This is a genomic window from Paraburkholderia monticola (assembly GCF_001580545.1).
In the GTDB taxonomy this organism is placed as follows: Bacteria; Pseudomonadota; Gammaproteobacteria; order Burkholderiales; family Burkholderiaceae; genus Paraburkholderia; species Paraburkholderia monticola.
The window spans coordinates 164,337-176,071 of the sequence record NZ_LRBG01000003.1 but is presented as its reverse complement, the minus strand read 5'-3'; the positions used below and the strand labels follow the sequence as shown (position 1 = coordinate 176,071).

Genomic DNA, 11,735 nt, shown 5'->3' with positions numbered 1-11,735 from the left:
CGGCCTGCGCGAGGCTTTGCAGCGTAACTCGATATTATAGCCCTTCGGAAAGCGGGGGTTTTGCTGCCGATCCGTGGGTTTGCCGGTCCGGCGGCAGGCCCAGCAGGCTTTCCAGTTCGTCCGATACCTGCGCGAAGCGCTCGGCGAGGAAATCGAGCAGCACGCGCACACGCGGCGCCATGAAGCGGTTGCGGTGATACAGCGCGTGCAGCGGCGCATCCGGATAGTGCCACTCCGGCAACAGGATCTTCAGGCGGCCGGCGCGCAGGTCCGCTTCCACGTCCCACATCGATTTGATCGCGATCCCGTAGCCGCGCAGCGCCCATTCGCGCGCGACCGCGCCGTCGTTGGTTTCGCGCGCCGCTTCGAACGGCACGCTGTAGTGCTGCACCTCGTCGCCACGCGTAAAGCGCCATTCGCTGGCCGGCCCGGATGCGGTGCCGAGCACGATGCAGTCGAAATGGGCGAGGTCGAGCGGATCCTTCGGCTCGCCGCGACGTGCGACGTATTCGGGCGACGCGCACAGCACCCGCCGGTTCGGCGCGAGCCGGCGCGCGACCAGCGAGCTGTCCTGCGGCACGCCGAAGCGGATCGCCAGATCGATGTCCTCCTGCACGAGATTGGCGAGCGCATCGGACAGCGTCAGCGCGAACGTCACGTCCGGGTACAGCGCGTTGAATTCGTCGAGCCAGTGCATCAGCAGATTGCGGCCGAAGTCCGAGGTTGCCGAGATGCGCACCTTTCCGCGCACGACACCCTGGCCCGCCTGCAGCGCAGCTTCGGCGTCGTCGAGCGATTGCAGCGCCTGGCGGCAGCAGTTCAGGTAGAGACGGCCTTCGTCGGTGAGACGCAGCTGGCGCGTGGTGCGCTCGAACAGGCGCGCTTTCAGCCTGGCTTCCAGTTTCGCGAGCCGCGCGCTCGCCGCGGCGGGCGTCAGGCCCATCTTGCGGCCCGCCGCCGACAGGCTGCCTTGCTGCGCCGCTTCGACGAAGAGGCGGATGTCGCCGAGGTTGTCCATCGCTGGCTTTCAAGCAGAATTTGAAAATGCTTCAAATGCTACGCCAATTATCAAATCGGCGCCGCGCCCCGACAATGCAGCCGTCACCACTCCGCTGCTGTCCCTAGCCATGCAACTCGACCACGCAACCATCGTCACCGCCGAGCCCGAAACCGTCCGGCGCTTCTTCGTCGATATCGCCGGGCTCAGCGACGGCGCGCGCCCGCCGTTTTCCGTCGACGGCTACTGGTTGTACGCGAACGGCCGCCCCGTCGTGCATTTGATCGACGCGCCGGCGTCCGCGCCGGCGGGCCGTGCTTCACCCCGCATCTCACCGCGCATCGATCACATCGCGTTCCGATTCGAGCGCGCCGACGAGTGGCAGGCGTTGCTCGAGCGGCTCGACGCGCGCGGCATCGGCTACCAGACGGCGCAGGTGCCCGCGAGCGCCGCGCAGCCGGCGGAGCGGCAGCTATTCGTCGCGCTCGCGCCGGGCGTCGTCATCGAATTCGTGACGGCTGCCCAGCCGGCCGTTCAACCCCAACCCTGATCCACCTCAATCCCGGAGCGGAACATGCCCATTCCACTAATCGCGCTCGCGATCAGCGCATTCGCCATCGGTACGACCGAGTTCGTCATCATGGGCCTCCTGCCCGAAGTCGCGCGCGACCTGGCCGTGTCGATTCCGTCGGCGGGCCTGCTCGTGAGCGGCTATGCGCTCGGCGTCGCGGTCGGCGCGCCGCTGCTTGCGGTGATTACGAGCAGGATGTCGCGCAAGTTCGCGCTGCAACTGCTGATGGGCGTGTTCATCGTCGGCAATGTGTTGTGCGCGGTCGCGCCGAACTACTCGGTGCTGATGATCGCGCGCGTCGTGACCTCGTTCGCGCACGGCTCGTTCTTCGGCATCGGCGCCGTGGTCGCGGCCACGCTCGTGCCGGCCGACAAGCGCGCGAGCGCAATCGCGCTGATGTTCACGGGCCTGACGCTCGCGAACGTGCTCGGCGTGCCGTTCGGCACCTTCATCGGCCAGCAGTTCGGCTGGCGTGCGGCGTTCTGGATCGTCAGCGGCTTCGGCGTGCTGTCGCTCGCGGGCATCAGCGTATTGGTGCCGAACCGTCACGACACTGGCCCCGCTGGGCTCGGCCACGAAGTGCGCGTACTGAGGGACCCGCAGGTGTGGACCGCGCTCGCGATGACGGTGCTCGGCTTCGGCGGCGTATTCGTCGTGTTCACCTATATCGCGCCGATTCTCGAGCAGGTGAGCGGCTTCTCGCCGCGCGGCGTGACGCTGATCCTCGTGCTGTTCGGCGTCGGCCTGACGGTCGGCAACATGGTCGGCGGCAAGCTCGCGGACGGCGCGCTGATGCCCTCGCTGATGGGCATCCTCGCCGCGCTCGCGGTCGTGATGGCGGTCTTCGCGCGCACCAGCCATGCGCCGGTGGCCGCCGCGATCACGGTATTCGTGTGGGGCATCGCGGCGTTCGCGACCGTGCCGCCGCTGCAGATGCGCGTGGTCGAGAAGGCCGCCGCCGCGCCGAATCTCGCCTCGACGCTGAACATCGGCGCGTTCAACGTCGGCAATGCGGCGGGCGCGTGGCTCGGCGGTCTCGTGATCAATCACGGTCATCCGCTCGATACCTTGCCGTGGGTCGCGGCCGCGGTCAGCGTCGCTGCGCTGCTGCTGACCTGGTTCGCGGCGCGCATGGATGCGCCGGCGCGCCCGCTCGCGCAAAGCGCGTGACGCGTCAGTTGCTTGCCTCCCCGATGCTGATAACAGTGTGAAGATAACTTCGTTGGGCGCGGCGAAACCCGATGCTATCTTGCTTCCACTTACTGCTCTTGCGCCGGCTGCCGGCGCTCTGGAGGCCAATATGCATTCCCCGCTCGCGCTGGTCCGCGATCCTTCGGCCGACGCCGATACCGATGCGACGCCGCGCTCCGCCGAACCGTTTGATGCGCTCGAACAGCTGGTCGGCGTGAACCTCGCGCGGCTGCGCGCCGAACGGCAGCTTTCGCTCGATGCGCTGGCGCGGGCGTCCGGCGTGTCGCGCGCGATGCTCGCGCAGATCGAGTCGGCGCGCAGCGTGCCGTCGATCAAGGTGCTGTGCAAGGTGGCGGCGGCGCTGAAGGTGTCGGTGGCGGCGTTCCTGCGGCGGCACGCGACCAACGGCTTCGAGCATCTGCCCGCCGAGCGCTCCGCGCGCATCGTCAGCGCGAACGGGCGCTATTCGGTGCGGCCGCTCTCTCCCGACGACGAGTCGATCGCCGCCGAGTTTCACGAGCTGCGCATCGCGCCGTTGCATACCGAAGCGGGCATCCCGCGCGCGCCGGGCACGACCGTGAATCTGGTGGTGAGCGACGGCACGCTCGAAGTCAGCGTGCACGACCAGCGCCAGCTGCTCGCGACCGGCGACGCGATCGTGTTCGACGCCGACCAGCCGCACAGCCTGCGCAATCCCGGCGACACCGAGGCGCGCGCGTTTCGCGTGACGCTGCGCTCGGAGACGCCGCCGCGCTGGGAAGTGCCGGCGGCAGCCGCGACACGCGACGAGGTCGCGCGCGAAGGCGTGCCGGGTTGAGGATCGACGGCGCCCGAGGTTCGGGTGCAGGTCAGGGCGTTGCTGCAGGTCCAACGCCGCGAGTAGGGTCTTTATGCGTCGCGCTGCAGTTCCCGCGCGACTGTTGTATGCTTCGCCGGCCGGTCGAACCGGCAATCAGTGCGTCTTCAGGGCGGGGTGAAATTCCCCACCGGCGGTAGGCCGGCAGCGCGACAGCGCGAGCCGGCAAGCCCGCGAGCGCCCGCATCGAGCGGTCTTCGGCAGGTTGGAGACCGCGGCGGGGTCAGCAGATCTGGTCAGAAGCCAGAGCCGACGGTCATAGTCCGGATGGAAGAAGATGTGCAGATAGTCATGTGCGTTCCGTGACGCCGCCTGTTGCCGAGGCGGCGGATGGGTGCCCGCTTTCGTGCGGCGCCCAGCGGCGCGTCTTTGTCTGTTTGCAATGCCCTGAAACGTTTCTCGCCCAACTTTTGCGATGAGCGTTTCAACCATGTCCTTTGCTACTTTTCCCGCTCCGTCGACGATTGCAGACGATGCCTTCGCCGATCTCCCGCTGCTGGCCACCGAAGCCGTTCCTCCGCGTATCGCCGCCGCCTTGCAGGCACTGCGCGAGGGTCGCGCCGTCGTGCTGCAGGACGACCACGACCGCGAGAACGAAGCCGATCTGATCGTCGCGGCCGAGCGCCTGTCGGTCGAAACGATGGCGCTGCTGATCCGCGAATGCAGCGGCATCGTGTGTCTGTGCCTGCCCGACGACAAGATCCGTGCACTCGAACTGCCGCCGATGGCCGTCAACAACGAAAGTCGTCACGGCACCGCGTTCACGGTGTCGATCGAGGCGCGCGACGGCGTCAGCACCGGCGTGTCCGCGCAGGATCGCGTGACGACGATCCGTGCGGCGATCGCCGATACCGCCAAACCCGCCGACATCGTGCGCCCTGGTCATGTGTTCCCGCTGCGCGCGATGCCCGGCGGCGTGCTCGCGCGACGCGGCCACACCGAAGGGACCGTCGATCTCGCGATCCTCGCGGGCCTGAAGCCGGCCGGCGTGCTGTGCGAACTGATGAACGCCGACGGCACGATGACGCGCGGCGCGGACGTCGAGCGCTTCGCCGCGCAACACGATCTGCCGATGCTGACGATCGCGGAGCTGGTCGAGTTTCGCGAGGCGCTCGCGCAGGCGCGCGAAGGCGCCATGGCCGAGGCCTGAGCGGTCATCCATCAGGCGGCGCGCGCGGCCATCATGCAAAAAGCCGGCTCTTCCGAAGAAGAACCGGCTTTTTTATCGGCCTGACGGGAAACCGCTAGGACTGTACGTCGCCGAATTCGCCGCGCACGCCCGCCTCGATCAGCGCCGGCAATTCATCCATGTGCTTCATGATGCGCGTGATGCCCATCGCGCGCAGCGCATCGGCATAACCGTCCGGAATATGGCTCGCGCCGACGAACGCGATCGTCTTCATGCCGGCCGCGCGCGCGGCGTTCAAACCCGCGACGCTGTCTTCGACGACGAGGCAGCGCGCCGGCTCGACGCCGAGCGTCTTTGCCGCGAACAGATAGACATCGGGATACGGCTTGGGCCGCGCGACCTGCTCGGCGCTGAACACGCGCTCGCCGAAAATCTGCTGCAAACCCGCGCGCCGCACCGACGCGGCGACGCGCGTCATGCGGCTGTTCGACACCACTGCGGCCGGCAGCGTCACGCGTTGCAGCGCGTCGCGCACGCCGTGGATCGGACCGAGCAACGCGGCCAGTGCGAGCTCGACGTTGTGCTCGATCGTATCGAGGAAGTTCGCGGGCAGCGTGATGTCGAACTGCTGTTCCAGACCGGCGAGAAAGCGAGAGGTTTGCTGGCCGAACGCGGTTTTGACGACGGGGGCGAAATCGAGGCCGGGGAAGGTGGCCGTCAGCGTGTCGAACATCACGCGATCGGCGATGACTTCACTGTCGACGAGCACGCCGTCGCAGTCACAGATGAGGTGGTCGATCATGCCTGAAAAACACTATGCGCAAAGCGGGCGAGGGACGGGTTGCGGGCCCGCGCGCCGGGGTGAAAAGCGTCATCATACGTGCTTTCGAACCTCGTCCTTTCTGGCGTTCCGCGCCGGCAGCCTTACGGCGTATCGGCCCAGGCCTTCGCCGCGCGGATCGCGCGCTGCCACCCGTCGAGGCAGGCCCTGACCTCCGCGTGCGGGAGCGCCGGCGAGAAGCGGTGCTCGAGCTTCCACTGGCTTTTCAATTCGTCGATGTCCTTCCAGTAGCCGACCGCGAGACCGGCCAGATAAGCGGCGCCCAGCGCGGTCGTCTCCGACACCTGGGGGCGCACGGCGTCGACGCCGAGAATGTCGGCCTGGAACTGCATCAGCAGATTGTTCGCGCAGGCGCCGCCATCCACGCGCAGCTCGCCGATGCGAATGCCCGAGTCGGCTTCCATCGCCTTCAGCACATCGAGCGATTGATACGCGATCGAATCGAGCGCGGCGCGCGCAATGTGCGCGGAGGTGGTGCCGCGCGTGACGCCGAACAGCGTGCCGCGCGCATGCGCGTTCCAGTGCGGCGCGCCGAGGCCCGCGAACGCGGGCACGAGATACACGCCGTCGCAATGCGGCACGCCGCGCGCGAGTGTTTCGATTTCCGCCGCGTTCTTGATGATGCCGAGGCCATCGCGCAGCCACTGCACGACCGCGCCGCCGATGAAGATGCTGCCTTCGAGCGCATAGTCGATCCGCTCGCCGATCTGCCAGGCGATCGTGGTGATGAGATTGTTGTTCGATTCGATCGGTTTGTCGCCCGTGTTCATCACGAGGAAGCAGCCGGTGCCGTAGGTGTTCTTCACCATGCCGGACTCGGTGCACATCTGGCCGAACAGGGCGGCGTGCTGGTCGCCGGCGATCGCCGCGAGCGGAATCTTCGACGCGAACACGGTGGTCACCGTCGGTCCGTACAGCTCCGACGACGGCCGCACTTCCGGCAGCATGCTGCGCGGAATGTCGAGCGCGTCGAGCAGTTCGTCGTCCCACTTCAGTGTGTGGATGTTGAAGAGCATCGTGCGTGACGCGTTGGTCACGTCGGTGACGTGCAGCGCACCCTTCGTGAAATTCCACATGAGCCAGCTATCGACGGTGCCGAACGCAAGCCGGCCCTGGCGCGCTTTCTCGCGCGCGCCTTCGACGTTGTCGAGAATCCAGCGGATCTTGGTCGCCGAGAAGTACGAGTCGATCGGCAGACCGGTTTTCGCGCGCACGCTGGCTTCGAGCCCTCGCGCCTTCAGCTCGTCGCAGAAGCCGGCGGTGCGGCGGTCCTGCCAGACGATCGCGTTGTAGATCGCGTGGCCCGTTTCGCGATCCCACACGATCGTGGTTTCGCGCTGGTTCGTGATGCCGATCGCCGCGATCGACGTGCCGTTCATGCCGGCGCGCGTGACCGCCTCGGCGGCGACGCCGGCCTGGCTCGACCAGATTTCCTGCGGGTCGTGCTCGACCCAGCCCGGATGCGGATAGATCTGCTGGAATTCCTTCTGCGCGGTCGCTACGACGTTGCCGCGCCGGTCGAACAGCATCGCGCGCGAGCTGGTGGTGCCTTGGTCAAGCGCGAGGACGTACTGATCCTGCATTGTCTCTTCTCCATGCATGTTGCGGATCGCCGGATTGCTGACCGGCGATGCGAGCGGCGTGTTGTTGTGGGCGGGCCGCCATAGTGTGAGGGTGCGTGCCGGCGTCGTCCAGCCGAAGCTGCGGTACGGGGCCGGCGCCCGGCTCGCGGGGGCGCCGTGCCGCGCCGCTACGCGCTTTGCTGCACGGGCTCGCGCGCGAACCACGCGTCGATGTCGCGCGCGACCTGCTCGAGCGTGCCCGGTGCGACATGCAGGCCGAGCTTCGAGCGGCGCCACAGCACGTCCTGCGCGCTGCGCGCCCATTCGGTGTCGCGCAGATAAATCAGCTCGGCCTCGTGCAGTCCCGGCGCGAACTCGCGGCCGAGTTCGGCGCGCGAGCGCGCCGCGCCGAGCACGCGATTCGCGCGCGTGCCATAGGCGCGCGCGAGCCGATGCGCGAGCGACGCGGGAAGCCACGCATGCTCGCGCGAGAACTCGCCGAGGAAGCGGTTGAAGTTCGCCTGCGCGATGTCGCCGCCCGGCAGCGGCGCCCCGACGGTCCATGCTGGGGCGCCGTGGCGCAGCGCTTCGGCGAGCGTATCGACGGCCTGCTCGGCGAGCTTGCGAAAGGTCGTGATCTTGCCGCCGAACACCGACAGCAACGGCGCTTCGCCCGCGGGCGCGTCGAGTTCGAGCGAGTAGTCGCGCGTGACCGCCGACGGATTGTCCGCGTTCTCGTCCTCCAGCAGCGGGCGCACGCCCGAATAGGTCCAGCGCACGTCGGCGGGCGAGATCTTCTGCTTGAAGTAGCGGTTGATCGAATCGCACAGGTACTGGGTTTCGTTGGCGTCGATCGCGACCTGCGACGGGTCACCGCGATATTCGAGGTCGGTCGTGCCGATCAGCGTGTAGTCGTGCTCATACGGAATCGCGAAGATGATCCGCTTGTCTGGGTTCTGGAAGATATACGCGTGGTCGTGCTCGAACAGCCGCCGCGTGACGATGTGGCTACCTTTGACGAGCCGCACGCTATGCGACGCGGGCCGGCCGAGCGCACCCTTCAGCAGCTCGCCGACCCACGGGCCCGCCGCGTTCGCGATCGCGGCGGCGCGCACCTCGAGTGTCGCGCCATCCGCGCTTTGCAGTTGCGCGTGCCATTCGGCGCCGGCGCGCTCGGCGTTGACCAGCTTCGTGCGCGTGAGGATCGTCGCGCCGCGTTCGTGCGCGTCGAGCGCGTTCAGCACGACGAGGCGCGCATCGTTGACCCAGCCATCCGAATAGACGAAGCCGCGCTTGATCGAATCGACGAGCGGCGCCCCCGCCGGATGCCGGCTCATCACGATGCCGCGCGAGCCCGGCAGCAGCTCGCGTCTGGCCAGATGGTCGTAGAGGAACAGACCCGCGCGGATCAGCCACGCCGGGCGCAGGTCCGGCATGTGCGGCATCACGAAGCGCAACGGCCACATGATGTGCGGCGCCGCGCGCAGCAGCGTTTCGCGCTCCTGCAGCGCCTTGCGCACGAGCCCGAACTCGCGGTACTCGAGATAGCGCAAGCCGCCGTGAATCAGCTTGGTGCTCGCCGACGACGTATGCGCGGCCAGATCGTCCTGCTCGCACAGCAGCACCGACAGGCCGCGGCCGGCCGCATCGCGGGCGATGCCGGCGCCGTTGATCCCGCCGCCCACGACGAGCAAATCGTATTTCGTGCCTTGCGTCACCTGCTGAGTCCTCTGGATCGAATCTGGAAGCGAGTTGGAAAGCGAATCGAACGATTCATGTTCGTTTACGAACTTTAAAGAACATATTCGAAAAAGTAAAGTTCGCTTGATCCGGCAAGTCCTGACCGAACGGGAAGGGAGTGGCGCAACGCGCGGCCGCGGACGATACTCTTGCCAGCAGCCATTTCGAGGTGACGTATGCGGGGACTTTTGATGATCGGCGCGGCGGCGCTTCTGGCGGGATGCGTGAGCACGCCGAGTCTGGAGGGGACGCGGGGCGCGACGTCGTTCGAGGCGTTGCAGCAGATGTGCTCGCCGCAAACCGTCGATTACGGCCACGATGCGCAGGCCGTCTACGAGACGTTCTTCGACGCTTATGTGGCGAACCGGCGCGGCCGCTTGTCGACGCAGGACTTCTGCGCGTTCCAGGCGTCGATTGCTCAGCGCCATGCGAGCGAGGCGACGAGCAGCGATCCGAAGGTGCGCGACCAGTGGGTCGCGTTCTTCAACGAGCAGCGCGCAAGAGCGATCAGCTGGCGCGCGAGCGCCGATCCGACTTTGCGGAACGGCTAACTGGCGGCGCGTTGACCGACGAGCCCGATTCTCTCGCCGCCTGAGCGACGCACAGGGTCACGCGCGCGGCACCAACGCTCCGCGCCACAGCATGCGCAAGATCTGCGCGAACACCGCTTCGCGGGATGGCTGCCGCGCGCTGTCGCCGGCGCAATCGACCTGTTGTTGCGCCGCCGACGGCGGCAACTGGTTCGCGAGCGCGAGCATCGTGAAACCGTGCAGGCTCGTCCAGTACGCGTAGCCGATCAGGCGCGGATCGCCTTCCAGAACCCCCGCCTCGACGAGCCGCTCGAAGTGCGCTTCCAGCAGATGCCACGCGCGCTGCGACGCTGCGGCCAGTTCCGGGTAAGCGTCTCGCTGTTGCGGCGTCTGGTCGAACATCAAACGGTACGCATGCGGTTCGTCGAGCGCGAAAGCGACGTAGGCCTGGCTGACGGCACTGTGATCGATGGCCGGGGCGTCCGGGGGGATGCTTCGCGCGGCCGCTTCGAGACGCGCGGCGAAACGATTGAACGCGGCGGCGCGGACCATCGCCAGAATTTCTTCCTTGTCGCGGAAATAGCGATACGGCGTCATCGCGCTACAGCCGAGTTCTTTCGCCAGTTCGCGCATCGTCACGCCTTGCGCGCCACGCGTCGCGAAGGCGTTTTCGGCGACGCGCCGCATGGCTTCGCGAAACTGCTGGATGTCGTCGGCGGAGAGCGTCTTGGGCATGCGCGAGGGAGGAAAGTCCGTCGCGTGAATTTACTGTGTAAATCAGCTGCGCACAATCAACGGCCGCGAAGAGGCGGCCCGCTGTCGTGCAAATCGACCGACGCTAATTCGGAACAGGAGAGCGAGCGGGGCGCGCGGCGCATCCCCGAGAGCGGCGCGAGCGCGCCGCCAACGACTCTCGAATCGACTGCTTGAAAAAACTCAGGATAAACGTTTGATGGCCCGCAACGCGGTATCGCCAGTTTCCGTCAGACGCCATTCTTCGTTGCCCGATGCGAGGCGCTCGAGTTGCACCAGTTGGCGTTCGAGCAACGCATCGAGTTCTTCTCGGTCCATTTCGACCTGGTTGGGGGCGTCCTTGACGAGCAACAACGTGGCGAATTCATGCGGACTCAGCATCGTTCTCTCCATGTCAGCAAATTGCGGACAACCTTGCAGTCGGCCGGCAGGCCTGGGCGGGGTCCGCTAAAGGATCAGGGCGGGAGGTACGGCTTACACGACAGATTCACGCAACCGACGCCGTGCGAAACTCGCAACGCACGTTGGGGAACTGGAGTGTAGGCGACCACCGATGAAACGCCAACCTGGACCCTGTAAATTTTCCATTTGACAATTGACTACGCGAGAGGCGGTCCGGCCCCGAAGCCAAATTCTTGATTTCACGCGAAGTTTTGCGTGCGCCGCAGCATGGCGGAGAACGCCTGGTCTTATCCGGCGATATAGATTTGACAGTTGGCGGCGCTGAGCGCCTCGGCCATGTCGGCGGGCGGGGCGGCGTCGGTGAACAGCGCGTCGATCTGCTCCAGATGTCCCTGGCGAACGAGTGCCGGGCGGCCGAATTTGGAGTGATCGGCGGCGAGGAACACGGTGCGCGCGTGCTCGATGATCGCCTCGGCGACACGCACTTCGCGCGTGTCGAAATCACGCAGCGTACCGTCCGTTTCGATGCTCGACGTGCCGATGATCGCGAAATCGACCTTGAACTGGCGGATGAAGTCGATCGCCAGTTCACCCACGATGCCTTTGTCCCACGGCCGCACGATGCCGCCCGTCACCAGCACTTCGCAATCCGGGTAGCCGCTCATCATGCTCGCGACGTTCAGGTTGTTGGTGACCACGCGCAATCCGCGGTGACGGTTCAGCGCGCGCGCCACTTCCTCGGTGGTCGTGCCGAGATTGATGAAAAGCGACGCCTGATCCGGAATGTGAGTCGCCACTAACGCCGCGATGCGTCGTTTCTCTTCATGGAACATGCGCTGTCGCGCGGTGTAGGAGACGTTCTCGGAGCTGGTCGGCAGACTGGCGCCGCCATGATAGCGGCGCAGCAGGTTCATATCGGCGAGCCAGTTGACGTCGCGGCGGATCGTCTGCGGAGTGACGTCGAAGTGGCTGGCGAGGTCGTCCACGGTCACGAAGCCGTCGCGTTGCACCCACTCCAGCAATTCCTGTTGCCGGGCGTTGAGAGTCAGGCGGGGGTCTCGTGTCATGTGTCTCGTGTCGTGGCTGTTGTGTCGGCGCGTTCCGTCGACGAACGCGGTTGCGGCTATTGTAAGACCATCGAGCCCCTTGTTTGTCCGCCAACC

The 11,735-nt window shown here is 66.6% G+C and carries 12 protein-coding genes and 1 riboswitch; of the genes, 5 read left to right on the top strand and 7 right to left on the bottom strand.

Translation table 11 applies throughout. From position 1 onward, the window contains the following. Window positions 1–34: 34 nt before the first annotated feature. On the bottom strand, window positions 35–1,018 hold the full coding sequence (locus CI15_RS04175) for a LysR family transcriptional regulator (RefSeq protein ID WP_062124590.1): 984 nt from the start codon (window positions 1,016–1,018) through the stop codon (window positions 35–37). Window positions 1,019–1,127: 109 nt separating this feature from the next. On the opposite strand from CI15_RS04175, the gene CI15_RS04170 reads away from it, so the two are divergent. The 4 genes from CI15_RS04170 (at window position 1,128) to ribB (ending at window position 4,765) form a co-directional block, all read left to right on the top strand. Then, window positions 1,128–1,547: a VOC family protein gene (locus CI15_RS04170; protein ID WP_062124588.1), complete on the top strand. Its 420-nt coding sequence runs from the start codon at window positions 1,128–1,130 to the stop codon at window positions 1,545–1,547. A gap of 24 nt (window positions 1,548–1,571) precedes the next feature. Next, window positions 1,572–2,738 (top strand): MFS transporter, encoded by a 1,167-nt coding sequence (locus CI15_RS04165; RefSeq protein WP_062124587.1) that lies wholly within the window; start codon window positions 1,572–1,574, stop codon window positions 2,736–2,738. Window positions 2,739–2,868: 130 nt separating this feature from the next. Continuing rightward, window positions 2,869–3,576: a helix-turn-helix domain-containing protein gene (locus CI15_RS04160; protein ID WP_062124585.1), complete on the top strand. Its 708-nt coding sequence runs from the start codon at window positions 2,869–2,871 to the stop codon at window positions 3,574–3,576. 138 nt (window positions 3,577–3,714) lie between these two features. Continuing rightward, a riboswitch (FMN riboswitch) is annotated at window positions 3,715–3,898 on the top strand. Window positions 3,899–4,045: 147 nt separating this feature from the next. Further along, on the top strand, window positions 4,046–4,765 hold the full coding sequence (gene ribB, locus CI15_RS04155) for a 3,4-dihydroxy-2-butanone-4-phosphate synthase (protein WP_174543199.1): 720 nt from the start codon (window positions 4,046–4,048) through the stop codon (window positions 4,763–4,765). 94 nt (window positions 4,766–4,859) lie between these two features. Here the strand turns inward: ribB and CI15_RS04150 are convergent, their stop codons facing one another. From CI15_RS04150 to glpD, 3 genes are all read right to left on the bottom strand, one after another. After that, the gene (locus CI15_RS04150; RefSeq protein ID WP_062124582.1) at window positions 4,860–5,546 is read right to left on the bottom strand and encodes an HAD family hydrolase; all 687 of its coding nucleotides are present in this window, start codon (window positions 5,544–5,546) and stop codon (window positions 4,860–4,862) included. Window positions 5,547–5,668: 122 nt separating this feature from the next. After that, window positions 5,669–7,168, bottom strand: a complete 1,500-nt coding sequence (gene glpK / locus CI15_RS04145; RefSeq protein WP_062124580.1) for a glycerol kinase GlpK — start codon at window positions 7,166–7,168, stop codon at window positions 5,669–5,671. A 167-nt stretch (window positions 7,169–7,335) separates the two neighbouring features. Then, window positions 7,336–8,865, bottom strand: a complete 1,530-nt coding sequence (gene glpD / locus CI15_RS04140; RefSeq protein WP_062124578.1) for a glycerol-3-phosphate dehydrogenase — start codon at window positions 8,863–8,865, stop codon at window positions 7,336–7,338. Between the two features lie 198 nt (window positions 8,866–9,063). Between glpD and CI15_RS04135 the strand changes: the two genes are divergently transcribed. Continuing rightward, entirely contained in the window at window positions 9,064–9,438 is a 375-nt protein-coding gene (locus CI15_RS04135) for a hypothetical protein (RefSeq protein WP_174543198.1), read from the top strand. A 57-nt stretch (window positions 9,439–9,495) separates the two neighbouring features. Here CI15_RS04135 and CI15_RS04130 read toward each other — a convergent pair whose 3' ends face one another. From CI15_RS04130 to CI15_RS04120, 3 genes are all read right to left on the bottom strand, one after another. Further along, window positions 9,496–10,152 carry a TetR/AcrR family transcriptional regulator gene (locus tag CI15_RS04130; RefSeq protein WP_062124573.1) on the bottom strand — a complete coding sequence of 219 codons (657 nt, stop codon included), beginning with the start codon at window positions 10,150–10,152 and terminating at the stop codon, window positions 9,496–9,498. A 201-nt stretch (window positions 10,153–10,353) separates the two neighbouring features. Continuing rightward, a complete protein-coding gene (locus tag CI15_RS04125; protein WP_062124571.1) occupies window positions 10,354–10,551 on the bottom strand; it encodes a hypothetical protein in 198 nt (65 codons plus the stop codon). A gap of 308 nt (window positions 10,552–10,859) precedes the next feature. Further along, on the bottom strand, window positions 10,860–11,639 hold the full coding sequence (locus tag CI15_RS04120; RefSeq protein ID WP_062124569.1) for a DeoR/GlpR family DNA-binding transcription regulator: 780 nt from the start codon (window positions 11,637–11,639) through the stop codon (window positions 10,860–10,862). Between the last annotated feature and the right edge of the window lie 96 nt (window positions 11,640–11,735).